This window comes from Streptococcus oralis subsp. dentisani (genome assembly GCF_003944205.1).
In the GTDB taxonomy this organism is placed as follows: Bacteria; Bacillota; Bacilli; order Lactobacillales; family Streptococcaceae; genus Streptococcus; species Streptococcus oralis_BH.
In genome coordinates, this window is sequence record NZ_RJPH01000011.1 from 14,320 (window position 1) to 31,758 (window position 17,439).

The window sequence follows — 17,439 nt, forward strand, 5'->3', positions numbered from 1 at the left end:
TCACTTTACAACCTTCTCGATAAAATTCCGAATAGAAGACAAGCCATCTGGCGTTCCGATACTTTCTGGATGGTACTGGAAGCCATAAATCGGCAGGGTTTTGTGTTGAATTCCCATAATGGCTTGGTCATCAATCGAACGAGCTGTCACTTCAAAGTCTTCAGGCATTTTTTCAATCAAAATACTGTGGTAACGCATGACCGGACGGCCATCCTCAATGCCTTGATAGAGAACAGAAGGCACTTCAAAGCTGATATGACTCTGTTTCCCATGCATGACTTTGGGAGCCAAACCTAGCTTCCCACCAAAGACTTCTGCAATGGCTTGGTGTCCCAAACAAATCCCTAGAATCGGCTTCTTGCCAGCAAAATCACGAATCATGTCTTCCATCTTTCCAGCATCAACTGGCCAACCAGGACCAGGAGAAAAGACCAGACCATCTGCTTTTTCAGCTTCTTCATACAGCTTGGGATCATCATTTCTCAAAACCTGCACTTCTGCAAAATTCCCAATGTACTGTGCCAGGTTATAGGTAAAAGAATCATAGTTGTCAATCAATAAAATCATGGTCTTAGTTCTCCAATTCTAGTCATAGATTTTGCTTTGTTAATGGTTTCTTGGTATTCGTTTTGGGCGATGGAGTCGTAGACAATCCCTGCCCCAGCCTGCACATAGGCTGTTTGATTTTTAAGAATCATGGTTCGGATGGCAATGGCCAAATCCATATCACCCGTCGCAGACAAGTAGCCGATTGCTCCTGCGTATAAGCCCCGTTTTTCTGTTTCCAGTTCATAGATCCGTCTCATGGCCCGAATCTTTGGTGCTCCTGAAACTGTTCCAGCTGGAAGTGTTGCTTTCAAGGCATCCATGGCAGTGAGTTCGGGAAGCAAACGCCCTCTCACAACACTGGTTAAATGCATGACATAGCGGAAGAGCTCCACTTCCATATACTTGGTAACTTGAACACTGGATGTTTCAGAGATGCGGCCAATATCGTTACGCCCCAAGTCTACCAACATCAGATGTTCTGCCGTTTCCTTCTCATCTGAGAGGAGGTCTGTCGCCATAACCTTGTCTTCTTCATCCGTGGCCCCTCTTGGTCGCGTCCCTGCAATCGGATTGGTTGTCACGATGCCATTTTTGACAGAAACCAAACTTTCTGGACTGGCACCGATGATTTGATAATCCCCAAAATCATAGAAATAGAGGTAATTAGATGGATTGGTCACGCGGAGATTTCTGTAGAAGTCAAATGGATTTCCAGTAATCTCTGCTGAGAAACGTTGACTGAGCACGCATTGGAACATATCACCATTACGAATCAAGTCACGAGCGGTTTCCACCATTTCCTCAAACTTCTGAGGAGCAATGTGCGGTTTGAAGTCCAGCGGAGATAAATCCAAATCTTCAAATTCATTTGGAGCAGGGATGCGTAATTCCTCAAGCACTTGGTTCAAGGCTTCTTCCAAGTCTTCTTGACTGCGCTCACTATAGAGAGCATCCTCGATGACATGGATTTTTTCCTTCTTGTGGTCAAAGACCATGTAGCTCTCATAGACGAAGAAATGCATGTCTGGAGTCCCAATTGCATCCTCAGGGATTTGACCAATTTCTTCATAAAGCGAAATCATATCGTAACCAACAAAACCAATAGCTCCTCCACCAAAAGGTAGGTCTGAATGGTGCTGGCTCTTATGAGTCACTTCATAAAGGAAATCCAAGGGATCACGATCAATCACTTGCCCATTTTGATAAAGAACTCCATTTTCAAACTGAATCTCAAAAACAGGATTATAGGCTAGGATAGAAAAACGAGCTGTTTCCTTGTCTCTCGGAATACTTTCTAAAATAACCTTGTGTTGCCCCTTTAGGCGCATATAAGCCAAGATTGGCGATAAAACATCTCCATGAATGATTCGTTCCATTGTAATTTCCCTTTCGATTCTAATTCTAGTTCGTGGCGACTGTATAAAAAATCCCCACGCAAAATAACTTGCGTGAGGACGAAATTCGCGGTGCCACCTCAATTATAGGATTGTTCCTATCTCTCATTCCTGTCTCATACTCAATGAAAATCAAAGAGCAAACTAGGAAGCTAGCCGCAGGCTGTACTTGAGTACGGTAAGGCGACGCTGACGTGGTTTGAATTTGATTTTCGAAGAGTATCAGATACCTCCTGTAACAGGCTGTGCGATAAAGGGCACTCCCTTGAGAATTATGTTTTCTTCTCTCATTTCAGATGGACCCAACCTTACAGCTTTCTCTGCTTGTTTCCAGCAACCACAAGCTCTCTGTGAGAGAAATGACTGTAATTTTCCCATCTGTTAGTTTTTAGCATCTAGGTAGTCTGCAATCGCAGCTACATCCTTGTCTCCACGACCTGAAACATTGATGATGATAATCTCATCTTTACTTAGTTTCGGTGCACGTTTAACTGCTTCTGCGATAGCGTGCGAACTTTCAATCGCTGGGATAATCCCTTCTGTCTTGCTGAGGAGGAGCAAGGCTTGAACAGCTTCTTCATCTGTCGCTGCTACATATTCCACGCGACCTGAGTCTTTGAAGTAGGCGTGTTCTGGGCCAACGCCTGGATAGTCCAAACCAGCTGAGATAGAGTAAACTGGCGCCAGCTCTCCATCTTCCTTAAAGACTGCATAGGTCTTCATTCCGTCAACAATTCCGACACTACCTTTTGTCATAGTGGCTGCGTGCTTGTCTGTATCAAGTCCATGCCCAGCAGCTTCTACCCCAACCAATTTGACTTCTTCATCAGCCACATATTGAGAAAAAGCACCGATGGCATTAGAACCACCACCCACACAGGCAATGACGTAGTCTGGTAAACGACCTTCTTTTTCCAAGATTTGACGGCGAGATTCTTCACTGATGACCTTTTGGAACTCATGGACAATAGTAGGATAAGGGTGAGGTCCTACAGCAGATCCCAGAACATAAAAGGCTTCAAGGTCATTCATCCATGCTCCAAAAGCTGCATCAACTGCATCTTTAAGTGTACGAGTGCCTGTTTCAACTGCGTGAACAGCTGCTCCCATCATCTCCATACGGAAGACATTGAGACGTTGACGTTCCACATCTTCTGCCCCCATGTAGACATCACAAGCCATACCAAACTTAGCTGCAGCTGCTGCCGTCGCAACACCGTGCTGACCAGCACCTGTTTCTGCGATTACTCGTTTTTTGCCCATACGTTTGGCAAGAAGAATTTGTCCTAAAACATTGTTAAGCTTGTGAGAACCAAGATGGTTAAGATCTTCTCGCTTGAGATAAATTTTAGCCCCACCTAGGTGATCTGTCAAACTTTCCGCAAAATAAAGCGGTGTTTCGCGACCAGAATAATCCTTCAAGTAATGGCGAAATTCTGCCAAAAATTCTGGATCATCCTTGTATTTGTCAAATGTCACTTCTAGCTCATCCAACAAAGCCTGAATCGGCTCCGGTACAAAACTACCACCAAATTGTCCAAAATAACCTTTAGTTGTCATAAGAATTTCCTCTCTCAGTATTAATTTAAAGATATGAAAAAAGCCCACACACAGAATCCACTTCCGTGTGAGGGCGTTGGTAACGCGGTGCCACCTCAATTATAAAGGGACTATTCCCCTTTACATCTCTGCCTTGTCTAACAACAAGTTGCACTGTAAGGTGTGCGCACCGAATTTTCATTGTTTCAAATTCATTTTTTAAATCAGCCCACTTTCACTACTTCCAACCACCTGTTCACAATCACCACAGGCTCCCTGAAGATCAAAAATAACTACTTTTCTGATTATTGAAAACATTATATGTTATTGTTCTATCTTTGTCAAGATTTTTTTATGATTTTTTTCCAGAACCAAGGATTTCTTCAGAAATTCTCACCAAAGTCTTAACGATATAATCAACCTCATCATCACTTAATTTTGTGTGAAGAGGAAGCGTGATTTCGTTTTCAAAAAAGGCATAGGCTCTTGGATAATCTGCCATATTAAAACCAAGATTCTTATAGGCTGTCAAGAGCGGAAGCGGTTTGTAGTGGACATTACTTGCAATTCCTGCCTTGGCTAATTCTTGGATGATTTGGTTGCGTTCTTCTAAGCTTGCTCCTTCTACATGGGTGATGTAGAGGTGACGACAAGACTCGACTGTGTCAGTCTCATGTGCCAATGGGTGGATACGAGTCCCCGCAAAACCATGATTATAGCGGTCCACGATATCCTTACGACGGTCAAGCAAACTAGGGTAACGATCCAATTGTACCAAACCAATCGAAGCCATGATATCCGTCATGTTGCACTTGTAGGCAGGTGTTACAATATCATATTCCCATGAGCCAAGTTGCATCTTGGCAAGGGCATCTTTGGTTTGACCATGAAGGGAAAGGATTTGGAATTCCTTGTACATTTCTTCGTCGTCAATCGCTGGATTGGCTTTCCAAGTCGCACTTCCTCCCTCAGCCGTTGTAAAATTCTTAACGGCATGGAATGAGAAGGAAGTAAAGTCAGCGATGGAACCAGCCGGTTGCCCTTTGTAAGTAGATCCCAAAGCATGGGCACTGTCAGAGACAATGACAATACGGTTAAAGGCTTTTTGCCACTTGCTAGCAGCTGTAAAGAGGTCACGTTTTTTCTCCACGACTTGGAACAAACGGTCATAGTCGCAAACAATCCCGGCAAGCTCTACTGGGATGATCACCTTAGTTTTTTCAGTAATGGCTTGCTCAAGCAGGTCATAGTCCATCTCAAAAGTATCTGCTTGGATATCCACCATGACAGGTGTTGCTCCTACGTGTGTGATGACACTACATGAAGCTGTATAGGTCATAGCTGGAACGATAACCTCGTCACCAGGACCCACTTCCAAGACGCGCAAAATCAACTCAAGAGCAGCTGTCGCAGAGTTGAGACAGACAGTCTTAGGCGTCTGTGTGTATTGAGACAAGCGGCGTTCTAGTTCTTTTGTCTTAGGACCTGTTGTGATCCAACCAGAACGCAGGGTATCTGCTACTTCAGCAATTTCAGCTTCCGTAATATCTGGCGGTGAAAATGGAATATTGTAATTTGGCATTGATTTGCTCCTTTATCTGTACTCATTTTCTCATGACTACTTTATTTTAATACTTCAAACACGGTTTGAAACATGATTTTGATATCTCCAAGGAAACTAAACTCTCGAAGATAGGCGAGGTTATAGCGCATCTTTTCAGGGAGGACATGTTCGACATAGGCCTGGTCAACTGTCATACCTTTTGCAGTCATTTGACTGATAATGGTGTCCTCATCCTTGTAGTTGATGCTGGCTGGGGAGGTAATCCCTGCAGGTAAAAGCAAGGTCGCCATCATTTCAGAGCTATACTGCTCTGTGTAGCGTGGCACTTCAGGTCGTGTACCGACAAAAGACATCTCTCCTTTAAGGACATTAACCAACTGTGGCAGTTCGTCCAAACGCACACGACGGATGAAATTGCCAACCTTGGTAATGCGACTATCGTTAGCTGAAGTTACCAGACTTCCTTTTTTGTCTGCATCCGTCACCATGGTACGGAACTTCCAAATCTTGAACCGACGGTTATACTGGGTCACGCGCTCTTGCTTGTAAATGACTGGCCCCTTGCTATCCAACTTGATCCAAATGCTCAAGATCAGAAAGATTGGAGAGGTCAGAACCAGTACGACTAAGGCCAAAACCCAATCCAGGCAACGCTTGAAAATCAGCGAACCTTTCCTTTTAGAGACAAGCTGGTAGTAAGACTCAACCTCGCTTGATTGCATTTCCACGGGCAAGTCTTCCCATTTCAGCATGCTGTTTCTCCTTTGTTTTTAGTATACTATTTATCAACATTTTTCATTATACCACAAAATAGAAAAGGCGGTGCAAGAAATCTGTGATTTAGAGGAATTCTTCTTTAGGAAAGAGCCCCTGCCTGCAAGCTATACATCTTGTGATAGGTTCCTTCCAAGGCCAAGAGTTCCTCATGGGTTCCACTCTCGATGATGCGCCCCTTGTCCAAAACATAAATGCAGTTAGCGTCCTGGATGGTCGAAAGGCGGTGGGCGATGGCAATGGTCGTCCGTCCTTTTCTCATTTTAGCCAGAGAATCCTGAACCAAACTTTCTGTCTCCGAGTCAATATTGGCTGTCGCTTCATCCAAAATCAGGATTTTAGGCTGACTGGCGACTGTTCTGGCAAAGGCAAGAAGCTGGCGCTGGCCAGTAGAAAAGCTCGAACCACGCTCAGACACAGGTGCATCATAACCCAGAGGAAGGTCCTGAATAAAGGAATCTGCATCGACAAAGGCAGCCGCAGCCTGAACCTCTTCATCACTAAGATCTTGGTACATGGCGATATTGGACTTGATGGTTCCATGATAGAGGAAGGGATCCTGTAAGACAAGACCGATGTTCTTTCTCAGCTCTTCCTGACTGTAGTCTCTAATATCCACACCATCCAAGAGAACTCGGCCTGACTGAAATTCATAAAAGCGCATGAGGACATTGATAATGGAAGATTTCCCAGAACCTGTATGTCCTACAAAGGCAATGGTTTCACCCTTGTTAACTGAAAAGGAAATATCATCCAGAATCAGATGTTTTCCATCATATGAGAAACACACGTGATCAAACCGAATATTACCTTCTGTAATCTTTGCTTGGCTATCCTTTTGAAGAGGCTCATAGGTCGTTTCATCAATTAAGGCAAAGACACGACCTGCAGATACCATGGACGTTTGAAGGGTTGAAAAGTTTTGCGTCACCTCAATCAAGGGATCAAAGAGGCGGTTGATGTACTGGATAAAGGCATACATAGTTCCGGCCGTTATCCCAATAGAAAGACCACGATAGCCAAAGTAGGCCATCAAGACGGCGTAGCCTAGAAGTTTCAGCAAACTCATGGCAGGTCTCAAAAAGAGGGCATCCAAGGCCACAGAACGGTTGGCATAGACCAAGTGTTCTTGGTTAATCTCATCAAATTCTGCTTGCAGGCGCTTCTCTTGATTAAAGGCCTGGATAATCCTAATTCCTTCGATATTCTCTGCCAGCTTACTATTGATATCCGACAAGAGACTTCTGGTTTTTTCGATGATTTTCACTGATTTTTTCCGATAGAGATTGACCAACAGGAAAATCAAGGGGAGAAAGAGCAAAACTAAAGCTGTCAAACGAAAATCCAACACCAACATGGTATAAAGAGTTGTCAGAAAGATAAAAACTGCTGAGATAAAACTGGATAAAATCCCTGAAAACATATCACTGATGGTCTCGGTATCATTGGTCAAACGAGAGACGATGGAACCTGCTGGCGTCTTATCAAAATAAGACATGCCCAGTTTCTCCATATTAGCAAAGGCATCGCGACGAATATCCCTAACAATGCTGTAGGACACCCGCGCAAAGAGAAGATTGCCAACATACTGAACCAGAGTTTGAAGGACATAAAGACCGTAGTAGACCAGCAAAACGATCACGGCAAGATGGTTTAGGTTGCTGAGGTACTGGTCGATAAAGTGGGAAGCCACAAGGGGAATGACACATTTAATGACCGTCGTCGCAAGGAGAAAACTGAGTGCCAAAAAGGTCAGGAGGCCATAGGGCTTGAGATAGGACATCAAGCGTTTCAATACAGCCCATTGTTCTTGCTTATTCTGCATCTTCTTCTCCTTTCATTTCCAACTGCTGAGACTGGTAGGTTTGGGCATACCAGCCATCTAAAGCTAGCAAGTCATCGTGCGTGCCCCGTTCGATAATTTGGCTATTTTGCAGAACCAAAATCAAATCTGCATGGACAACCGCACTGAGACGATGTGCTGTAATAATGGTTGTCTTGTCCTTCCGCGTCTCCTTGAGATTGTCGATGATGGCATACTCCGTTTTGGCATCCACGGCGGACAAGGAATCATCTAGAATCAAAATATCAGGGTCTAAAATCATAGCCCGACTCATGGCCAGACGCTGCTTTTGACCACCAGAAAGACTGACTCCTTTTTCACCGATTAGCGTATCAAATCCCTGAGGCATGTCCACAATATCTTGGTAAACTTGCGCTAGTTTAGTCGCTTCCTCGACCGCCGAAAGGGGCAAGTTAGGATTGCCAAAGCGGATATTGTCTAAGATTGAAGCCGCAAAGAGGAACTGGTCCTGCGGAACATAGCCCATAAGGCTACGAAGATCTGTCAGACGATAATTCCGAATATCATGACCATTTAGGTAAATAGCACCCTTATCCACATCGTATTCTCGCAAGAGGAGCTTGATCAAGGACGTTTTTCCAGAGCCTGTCTGCCCGACCAAGCCTAGGGTTTGTCCTTTTTCCAGACTAAAGTGAACATCCGTCAGTGTCTCCTCATTTTCAAAGGCAAAGCTGTCAATGGCATATTCCAAACGTCCATTTTCTATACCATCTAAAGGAAACTCAGGGTCTTGAACAGGTGATTCCTGAGATAAAAGCTCCTCAATCCGTTGGTAAGAAACCTTCCCTCGCTGAGTGATATTAAAGAGGAAACCAATAGCCATAAGAGGCCAAACCAGCATATCCAAGTAGCTGATAAAGGTAACCAGATTTCCAACTGTAATCTGCCCCTCCTGAACCATCAAGGAACCGACCAAAAGAGTTAAGACATAGGACGAACCCACAAACAAGAGAACCATGGGGTCAAAAAGACTATCGTATTTCATGGTCTGGAGATTCTTTTGGAAGGTCAATTCATTGACTTCCTGAAAGGACTTCAGCTCGTCCGCCTGATAACCGAAAGACTTGGTCACTTTGATACCCGATACAGACTCCTGCACCTTGTTATTGAGTTCAGAAAAGGCAGCCTGTGACTCGCCAAAGGCCTTATGGGTCTTTCTCCCTAGACGACTAGTCGCATAAGCCATGAAAGGCAAGGGAAGAATGGTAACCAAGGTCATCTGCCATGAAATGCTAAAAAGCATAGTCAGCAAGGTCACCAGAGCCGTGATAGAGGCATCCACCGCAGACATAACTCCACCACCTGCGAGACGAGTTAGGGCATTGATATCATTGGTGGCGTGTGCCATCAGGTCCCCCGTCCGATAGGTCTGATAAAAGGCTGGCGACATTTTAGTAAAATGCTCAAACAAGCGAGACCGCATAATCTGCCCCAAACGATAAGAAGTTCCAAGGATATACATGCGCCAAACATAGCGCAGATAGTACATCCCAAAGACTGCAAGAAGCAGATAAAGGAGGTTCAAAAGCAGGTCTTGCTGGCTTAATTGCCCCGAAGTGATGGCATCAATGACTCTCCCCATGACCATGGGGGGAATAAGGTTGAGGACGGAAACCAAGACCAAAGCCACAATCCCGACTAGATAACGACGCTTTTCTAACTTGAAAAACCACCAGAGTTTTTGAATAATGGACATAAAATCCCTTTCTGATTGCAAATAGAAACCTGAGGCCAAGACCCCAGGTTTTTCTTATTCATAGGTTACGACTGTGACCGCACCCTTGTCATACTCAGCGATAAAGATATTGGCTACATTGTCATGCCCTTGCTTGCTGAGGTTATCAAGCAACCACTCTTCGTTACGACCAATCGACTCCAAAACATCGACTTGTATCACACCGTCAGTCACAACTGGATACTTAGGATTTTCATCTCCCATTTGGACCACGATGAGTTGGCCATTTTGCTCCTGCACAGCGCATTTGACCTGCTTCATCTGGAAAATCCCTTGGCTACGAAGCTTGAGGGCTACTTCCGCTGCAGACAAACCAACTGAACGACAGGCTTCTGGGTCAATCTGACCATTTTTGATGAGGAGAGTTGGTTTCCCATCAATCAAGCGTTTGACAAAGCGAACATTGTTATTGAGCCACTTTAGGGTCAAAACCAAAATCGTCCACATCATCAAAATCACTGCGTACTGGAGAATGCTAATAGAACTATTGTAAATCACCCCACCGATAATACCACCGAGAACATAGTTCTGAATTTGGTCTGTCGCAGAGTTAGGCGCCAGATTTCCCTTTCCTGTCACATTGATAACAAAAACAAGCGAGAAAAGACCCAAGGCCAGTTTGATTAAAATTTCCATATAATTGAGTGTCATTTGTTTACCTCCACCAATTCAATAGCGTCTGTTTGATGCAATTCTAATTTCTCTAAAAGATACTTGTCTGGTTGGCTCCCGTTCATGGCACGATAGAAATTTGAACCTACCTTGATAAGTGCTCCATCAGTGGCTGCAGAAGTATTGACATAAACTTCTGATTTATCCACTCCCAAGTCTTTGGAAACAACCTCTATGAAATGAAGTGAAGTTTGAAATTGGTTGTTAGAGGCTTGATTGGTCTGGTATTTTGAGATTGTCACCAAAAGCATGGCCACCAAGGTCAAGGCCAAAATCATGACCAATTCCCGAAACTTAGTCCCCTTTTTATCTCGATAGGCTTTAAAAGCAAAAAATCCTGTGATAGCTAGGAGCACAATCCCAAAGCCAATCATCATTCCATTTTGCTGACTGATTTGGCTAAGTACATAGTCATATGAGTAAAATTTCATTTATTTTCACTCCCTTTCATAAAATCATTCTTAATTATAAACGAAAGAGAGTGATTTTTCAAGCCATACGTTGGGGAAATGGACCTTTTTTTGGTATAATAAAATCTATAATCTGAATGAAAAAGGTAACTTTATGAAACTCATCTCATGGAATATTGATTCCCTCAATGCTGCCCTAACTAGTGACTCAGCTCGTGCCAAGTTGTCCCAAGAAGTCCTACAAACCTTGGTAGCCGAAAATGCTGATATTATCGCTATCCAGGAAACCAAGCTTTCTGCAAAAGGGCCTACAAAGAAACACTTGGAAATTTTAGAAGAACTCTTCCCAGGTTATGAAAATACTTGGCGTTCCTCTCAAGAACCTGCTCGCAAAGGCTACGCTGGAACTATGTTCCTCTATAAGAAAGAACTCACACCAGCGATTAGCTTCCCAGAAATCGGTGCTCCTTCTACCATGGACTTGGAAGGCCGCATCATCACCTTGGAATTTGATACATTTTTCGTAACCCAAGTATACACACCAAACGCTGGCGATGGTCTCAAACGCTTGGAAGAGCGTCAAGTCTGGGATGTCAAATACGCTGAGTATTTGGCGCAACTAGACAAAGAAAAACCAGTCCTTGCGACCGGTGACTACAACGTGGCTCACAAGGAAATCGACCTTGCAAATCCTGCCAGCAACCGCCGTTCACCAGGATTTACAGACGAGGAACGTGCTGGTTTTACCAACCTTTTGGCAACTGGATTTACTGACACTTTCCGCCATATTCACGGCGATGTCCCAGAGCGTTATACTTGGTGGGCCCAACGTAGCAAGACTTCTAAAATCAACAATACAGGCTGGAGAATCGACTACTGGCTCACTAGCAACCGCGTGGCTGACAAGGTGACCAAGTCTGACATGATTGACTCGGGTGCGCGTCAAGACCATACGCCGGTTGTATTGGAAATTGAACTCTAAGGAGAAAGCTAATGGACTATCAAGCTGTCATTCCTGAATTTGTAGTATCTGACCTCGAAAAGTCACGCCACTTCTACTGCGACTTGCTGGGATTTTCTGTCGAATACGAGCGTCCAGAGGAGAAATTTCTCTTCCTCTCGCTTGAAGACTGCCAACTTATGCTAGAAGAAGGCAGCACAGAAGAATTAGCCCAACTAACCTATCCTTTCGGGCGCGGTGTCAATATTTCCTTTGGCATTGAAGATGTCCCTCAGCTCCACCAAAAACTGCTGGAAGCTGACTATCCTATTTATCGTCCTTTGACTAAGAGAACATTTCGTGTTGGGGATCACTACATCTATCCTCACGAATTTGCCGTTTTGGATCCTGATGGTTATTTTTTAAGATTTAGCGAATAGAAGAATAAAAGGCTACAATACTGTATCTCGTTGTAGGTTTCTTTTTTGTTCGTTTTTTTCATTAAAATACTAATAAAATATTTGATTTCTAAAGCTATTTAGTGTAAAATAATGACATTAACGCTATTGCGTTTGATAATAGTACCATTTTACTTGTTTATGTCGTGAATTGGCACGACGTTTCTACAAGGTGCCGGAACACCTAACAATGAGTAAGTCTGTTGAGGGTATGTTTTTAGACATACCTATTTTGAGGGCTTGCTTATCTGTTAAGTAGGTCCTTTTTTCTAGCCCTTTTTGAGATGATAAAGGCGATAGAAAAACACAAAAGAGTTTAGACTTTAGGAGGTCTTATGAAATTATTAGAAGAGCGCATCCTTGAGGATGGGCAGATCTTGGGTGACAACATCCTCAAGGTAGATTCCTTTTTAACCCACCAAGTTGACTATCGTTTGATGCGGGAGATTGGTAAGGTTTTTGCGGAAAAATTCGCATCTGCTGGCATTACCAAGGTTGTAACGATTGAAGCTTCAGGGATCGCCCCAGCTGTTTTTACAGCTGAAGCCTTAGATGTTCCCATGATTTTCGCAAAGAAAGCTAAAAACATCACTATGAACGAAGGCATCTTAACTGCTGAGGTTTACTCCTTTACCAAGCAGGTGACGAGCACGGTTTCCATCGCTGGAAAATTCCTCTCACCTGAGGACAAGGTCTTGATTATCGATGATTTCCTAGCCAATGGACAAGCTGCCAAAGGCTTGATCCAAATTATTGAACAGGCCGGAGCAAAAGTCGAAGCCATTGGTATCGTAATCGAAAAATCCTTTCAGGATGGTCGTGATTTGCTCGAGAAAGCTGGCTATCCAGTTCTATCACTCGCTCGTTTGGAACGTTTTGAAAACGGTCAGGTCGTATTTAAGGAGGCAGATCTCTAATGCAAAAACAAGAAAAACACTCGCAAGCAGCCGTTCTTGGCTTGCAGCACTTACTAGCCATGTACTCAGGTTCTATCCTAGTTCCCATCATGATTGCGACAGCTCTGGGCTATTCAGCTGAGCAATTGACCTACCTGATTTCTACCGATATCTTCATGTGTGGGGTGGCGACCTTCCTCCAACTCCAACTCAACAAATACTTTGGGATTGGACTACCAGTCGTTCTCGGAGTTGCCTTCCAATCCGTCGCTCCTTTGATTATGATTGGTCAAAGTCACGGTAGCGGTGCTATGTTTGGTGCCCTTATCGTTTCTGGGATTTATGTAGTTCTGATTTCAGGCATTTTCTCAAAAGTTGCCAATCTTTTCCCATCTATCGTAACGGGCTCTGTCATTACCACAATTGGATTGACCTTGATTCCTGTCGCTATTGGTAATATGGGAAATAACGTTCCAGAGCCAACTGGTCAAAGTCTCCTACTTGCTGCTATCACTGTTCTGATTATCCTCTTGATCAACATCTTTACCAAAGGATTTATCAAGTCTATCTCCATTTTGATTGGTCTGGTTGTTGGAACTGCCATTGCTGCTACCATGGGCTTGGTAGATTTCTCACCTGTTGCAGCAGCACCGCTTGTCCATGTCCCAACTCCCCTCTATTTTGGTGTACCGACTTTTGAAATCTCCTCTATTGTCATGATGTGCATCATCGCAACAGTTTCCATGGTGGAGTCAACTGGTGTTTATCTGGCCTTGTCAGATATTACCAATGACCCAATCGACAGCACGCGCCTGCGCAACGGTTACCGCGCAGAAGGTCTGGCCGTACTTCTCGGAGGAATCTTTAACACCTTCCCTTACACAGGATTTTCACAAAACGTTGGTTTGGTTAAATTGTCAGGTATCAAGACTCGCCTGCCAATCTACTACGCAGCTGGTTTCCTAATCCTCCTTGGACTCCTTCCTAAGTTTGGTGCCCTCGCCCAAATCATTCCAAGTCCTGTCCTTGGAGGTGCCATGCTGGTGATGTTTGGTTTTGTTTCCCTTCAAGGAATGCAAATCCTAGCGCGCGTTGACTTTGCTAACAATGAACACAACTTCCTTATCGCAGCTGTATCCATCGCTGCAGGTGTCGGACTCAACAATAGTAATCTCTTTGTCAGCATGCCAACAGCCTTCCAAATGTTCTTCTCAAACGGAATCGTCGTGGCAAGCCTCCTCGCCATTGTACTCAATGCCGTATTAAATCGGAAAAAGAAATAAAAAAAGAGGTACGAACCTCCAGATTGAAGAAAAGTTCATTTTGGACGATCTCTTCAATCTTTTTCTTTCGGTCCAAAATAAGACTACCCTTGAAAAAGTTGGAATAATAGCCCTTCTGAGAAAATATACGTTAAATCAGAAATTAAATTATTTCCAAAATAATTGTAAGAGTATCCACTTTCTAATAGGTCGCTCAAAAAGTTTTAAAAATCATAAAAACGCATAATATCAGGCATTCAAAAACCTTGATATTATGCGTTTTATCAGGGAAAAATTTGCTAGATTTTCTCCTCAAATTGAGTCATTACCCAGCCTCTTCTATTATCTTCTTTTACCCTTTTTTACAGGCATGAGCGTAATGTCTCTCAAGCTAAAGTAGGCTAGAGCCAGCATGGCGATTGTGACAAAGAATTCTGTCGGTAATTGGAAGATTTGCAAGATGGACAACATCAGCAAAATCAAGAGAGCAACAACTACAAAGACCAAGATAACGATGTTGACTGTTCCTTTGATACTTTGGGGTGTCGCAAATACATAGAGTAGTAATAAGAGTATCCCTATGATTAAATAGACCATCTTTATCTCTTTCTAGCTCTTATTCAGCTGATTTTTTCTTTTTGTTGGCTTTCTCGCGCTCTGCCTTGTTGAGGATTTGCTTACGCAAACGGATAGACTCAGGCGTTACTTCCATGTACTCATCGTCATTCAAGAACTCAAGAGACTCTTCAAGGGTCAAGATACGAGGTGTCTTGATAACCGCTGTTTGGTCCTTAGTAGCTGAACGGACGTTGGTCATTTGTTTAGCCTTGGTGATATTCACTGTCAAGTCATTCTCACGAGAGTTTTCACCGATGATCATTCCTTCGTAAACCTCAGTACCTGGATTGACAAAGATGGTACCACGTTCTTCGATAGACATGATTGAATAAGTTGTAGCCTTACCAGCATCGATCGAAACAAGGGCACCACGGTGACGTCCACCGATTTCACCTGGAATGAGTGGCAAGTATTGGTCGAAGGTATGGTTCATGATACCGTAACCACGAGTCATTGACAAGAACTCAGTTGAGTATCCGATCAAACCACGCGCTGGAACAAGGAAGACCAAACGAGTTTGACCATTACCAGTTGAAATCATATCCAACATTTCACCCTTACGTTCAGAAAGGCTTTGGATAACAGATCCTTGGTATTCTTCTGGAGTATCGATTTGAACACGTTCAAATGGCTCACATTTGACACCATCGATTTCTTTCACGATAACTTCTGGACGAGACACTTGTAGCTCATAGCCTTCACGACGCATGGTTTCGATCAAGATTGACAAGTGCAATTCTCCACGTCCTGAAACAGTCCATTTATCTGGTGAGTCCGTTGGGTCAACACGAAGGGAAACGTCTGTTTGCAATTCTGCCTGCAAGCGTTCTTCCACCTTACGAGAAGTCACCCATTTACCTTCTTTACCAGCAAATGGTGAATTGTTGACTAAGAAAGTCATTTGAAGTGTTGGTTCATCGATGTGAAGGATTGGAAGTGGTTCAACAGCGTCTGTTGGAGTAATGGTTTCACCGACAAAGATGTCTTCCATACCGGAAACGGCAATCAAGTCACCTGCTTTGGCTTCTTGGATTTCACGACGTTCCAAACCAAAGAAACCGAAGAGTTTTGTAACACGGAAGTTCTTCGTTGTACCATCTAGTTTAGAAAGGGTAACTTGATCCCCAACTTTTACACTACCACGGAAGACACGACCGATACCGATACGACCAACGAAGTCATTGTAGTCCAAAAGTGAAACTTGGAACTGCAAAGGCTCATCTGAATTGTCGACTGGAGCTGGGATATGGTCGATAATCGTATCAAAGATTGGTGCCATTGTTTTTTCTTGATCAGCTGGATCATCTGACAAGGAAGAGGTTCCGTTGATAGCTGAAGCATACACCACTGGGAAGTCAAGCTGGTCATCATCTGCACCAAGCTCAATGAAAAGTTCCAATACTTCATCCACTACTTCTGCTGGACGAGCTGATGGTTTATCGATTTTATTGACAACCACGATTGGGACGAGGTCTTGTTCCAAGGCTTTTTTCAATACGAAACGAGTTTGGGGCATGGTTCCTTCATAGGCATCTACGACCAAAACAACACCGTCAACCATTTTCATGATACGCTCAACTTCTCCACCGAAGTCCGCGTGTCCTGGTGTGTCCATGATATTGATGCGAGTTCCGTTGTAGGCAACGGCTGTATTTTTAGCAAGGATGGTAATTCCACGCTCTTTTTCGATATCGTTTGAGTCCATAGCGCGCTCTGCTAATTCAGTACGTGCATCAAGAGTTTCTGATTGTTTCAATAATTCGTCAACGAGGGTTGTTTTACCGTGGTCAACGTGGGCGATAATCGCAATGTTACGGATATCTTCTCTTAATTTTGTCATGATTTCCTCTAATATTTAAATTTTTATTTCTAACTGAACAATTATACCACAGTCTCATTCAAAAATCACAGTTCAGCTAAGTGTAAATGTTTTCACTCTCCTTTTCTAAGCAAGGCAACTCTTTTCAAAGTCAGAGACTTATGATAAGATAAGCTAGTATGCGTTTAGATAGATTATTAGCCCAAGAAAAGGTCAGTCGCAAGGCTATGAAACAGGCTCTATTAAAAAAAGAAATCCTGGTGGACGATTGTCCAGCCAGCTCCCTAGCTCAGAATATCGATACAGGGCTACAAGAACTCCTTTTTCAGGGCCGTATCATTCGAGGCTATGAGCACACCTACCTTATGCTTCATAAACCTGCTGGTGTCGTCACAGCTAATAAAGACAAGGAACTACCAACCGTTATGGACCTCCTTCCACCTGACATCCAGTCTGACAGTCTCTATGCCGTCGGCAGATTAGACCGCGATACGACAGGACTACTGCTTTTGACAGACAATGGACCGCTTGGTTTTCAACTCCTTCATCCCCAGTACCATGTCGATAAATCCTATCAAGTGGTAGTAAACGGACCGCTCACGTCAGACCATATCCAGCAGTTTAAGGAAGGAATCGTCTTTTTAGATGGGATCACTTGTAAACCAGCAAAACTAGACATTCTGTCCGCAAGTCCAACCGAGAGCCGTGCCTCTATCACCATCTCAGAGGGAAAATTTCATCAGGTCAAGAAGATGTTTCTATCAGTTAGTGTCAAGGTGACTGCACTAAAACGCGTCCAGTTCGGCGATTTTACATTAGATTCAGAGCTAGCAGAAGGGCAATACCGTCCCTTGAACCAGAAAGAGTTACAAATTATTAAAAACTATTTAGAGATAAGTCGATAAAACAAAAAAAGCTTTATGTTTGAAGCTTTTTTTGTTTTTG

The 17,439-nt window shown here is 43.6% G+C and carries 16 protein-coding genes, 1 riboswitch and 1 other annotated feature; of the genes, 5 read left to right on the plus strand and 11 right to left on the minus strand.

Annotated features, from left to right (window positions below):
* The 9 genes from D8805_RS07855 to D8805_RS07895 form a co-directional block, all read right to left on the minus strand.
* Complete coding sequence (locus D8805_RS07855; protein WP_000601903.1) at positions 1–567, minus strand: aminodeoxychorismate/anthranilate synthase component II; 567 nt, start codon at positions 565–567, stop codon at positions 1–3.
* On the minus strand, positions 564–1,925 hold the full coding sequence (trpE, locus tag D8805_RS07860) for an anthranilate synthase component I (RefSeq protein WP_125416644.1): 1,362 nt from the start codon (positions 1,923–1,925) through the stop codon (positions 564–566). Before trpE ends, D8805_RS07855 begins: the two co-directional genes overlap by 4 nt.
* A 399-nt stretch (positions 1,926–2,324) precedes the next feature.
* The gene (gene trpB, locus D8805_RS07865; RefSeq protein WP_125416646.1) at positions 2,325–3,503 is read right to left on the minus strand and encodes a tryptophan synthase subunit beta; all 1,179 of its coding nucleotides are present in this window, start codon (positions 3,501–3,503) and stop codon (positions 2,325–2,327) included.
* Between the two features lie 66 nt (positions 3,504–3,569).
* Positions 3,570–3,795, minus strand: a binding site (T-box leader).
* Positions 3,796–3,834: 39 nt separating this feature from the next.
* Entirely contained in the window at positions 3,835–5,064 is a 1,230-nt protein-coding gene (locus tag D8805_RS07870) for a DegT/DnrJ/EryC1/StrS family aminotransferase (protein WP_125416648.1), read from the minus strand.
* 41 nt (positions 5,065–5,105) lie between these two features.
* The gene (locus D8805_RS07875) at positions 5,106–5,798 is read right to left on the minus strand and encodes a sugar transferase (RefSeq protein WP_125416650.1); all 693 of its coding nucleotides are present in this window, start codon (positions 5,796–5,798) and stop codon (positions 5,106–5,108) included.
* A 104-nt stretch (positions 5,799–5,902) separates the two neighbouring features.
* The gene (locus D8805_RS07880; protein WP_125416652.1) at positions 5,903–7,645 is read right to left on the minus strand and encodes an ABC transporter ATP-binding protein; all 1,743 of its coding nucleotides are present in this window, start codon (positions 7,643–7,645) and stop codon (positions 5,903–5,905) included.
* On the minus strand, positions 7,635–9,380 hold the full coding sequence (locus D8805_RS07885; RefSeq protein ID WP_125416654.1) for an ABC transporter ATP-binding protein: 1,746 nt from the start codon (positions 9,378–9,380) through the stop codon (positions 7,635–7,637). The genes D8805_RS07880 and D8805_RS07885 overlap by 11 nt, the downstream gene beginning before the upstream one ends.
* Before the next feature lie 54 nt (positions 9,381–9,434).
* A complete protein-coding gene (locus tag D8805_RS07890; protein ID WP_000174450.1) occupies positions 9,435–10,070 on the minus strand; it encodes a DUF421 domain-containing protein in 636 nt (211 codons plus the stop codon).
* Complete coding sequence (locus D8805_RS07895; RefSeq protein WP_000675343.1) at positions 10,067–10,522, minus strand: DUF3290 family protein; 456 nt, start codon at positions 10,520–10,522, stop codon at positions 10,067–10,069. The genes D8805_RS07890 and D8805_RS07895 overlap by 4 nt, the downstream gene beginning before the upstream one ends.
* A gap of 133 nt (positions 10,523–10,655) precedes the next feature.
* Here D8805_RS07895 and D8805_RS07900 point away from each other — a divergent pair, with 133 nt between their 5' ends.
* From D8805_RS07900 to D8805_RS07915, 4 genes are all read left to right on the plus strand, one after another.
* Positions 10,656–11,483, plus strand: coding sequence for an exodeoxyribonuclease III (locus D8805_RS07900; protein ID WP_125416656.1), 828 nt, complete (start codon positions 10,656–10,658; stop codon positions 11,481–11,483).
* Positions 11,484–11,494: 11 nt separating this feature from the next.
* Positions 11,495–11,881, plus strand: coding sequence for a bleomycin resistance protein (locus D8805_RS07905; protein WP_042902628.1), 387 nt, complete (start codon positions 11,495–11,497; stop codon positions 11,879–11,881).
* A 133-nt stretch (positions 11,882–12,014) separates the two neighbouring features.
* Positions 12,015–12,110, plus strand: a riboswitch (purine riboswitch).
* Between the two features lie 124 nt (positions 12,111–12,234).
* Positions 12,235–12,816: a xanthine phosphoribosyltransferase gene (locus D8805_RS07910; protein WP_084946328.1), complete on the plus strand. Its 582-nt coding sequence runs from the start codon at positions 12,235–12,237 to the stop codon at positions 12,814–12,816.
* Positions 12,816–14,078 carry a nucleobase:cation symporter-2 family protein gene (locus tag D8805_RS07915; RefSeq protein WP_001171654.1) on the plus strand — a complete coding sequence of 421 codons (1,263 nt, stop codon included), beginning with the start codon at positions 12,816–12,818 and terminating at the stop codon, positions 14,076–14,078. The genes D8805_RS07910 and D8805_RS07915 overlap by 1 nt, the downstream gene beginning before the upstream one ends.
* A 321-nt stretch (positions 14,079–14,399) precedes the next feature.
* Here D8805_RS07915 and D8805_RS07920 read toward each other — a convergent pair whose 3' ends face one another.
* Positions 14,400–14,654: a DUF3165 family protein gene (locus D8805_RS07920; protein WP_000262659.1), complete on the minus strand. Its 255-nt coding sequence runs from the start codon at positions 14,652–14,654 to the stop codon at positions 14,400–14,402.
* Between the two features lie 19 nt (positions 14,655–14,673).
* Positions 14,674–16,515 carry a translational GTPase TypA gene (gene typA / locus D8805_RS07925; protein ID WP_000164119.1) on the minus strand — a complete coding sequence of 614 codons (1,842 nt, stop codon included), beginning with the start codon at positions 16,513–16,515 and terminating at the stop codon, positions 14,674–14,676.
* Between the two features lie 158 nt (positions 16,516–16,673).
* Here typA and D8805_RS07930 point away from each other — a divergent pair, with 158 nt between their 5' ends.
* Entirely contained in the window at positions 16,674–17,399 is a 726-nt protein-coding gene (locus D8805_RS07930; RefSeq protein WP_125416658.1) for a 16S rRNA pseudouridine(516) synthase, read from the plus strand.
* The last annotated feature ends 40 nt before the right edge of the window (positions 17,400–17,439 follow it).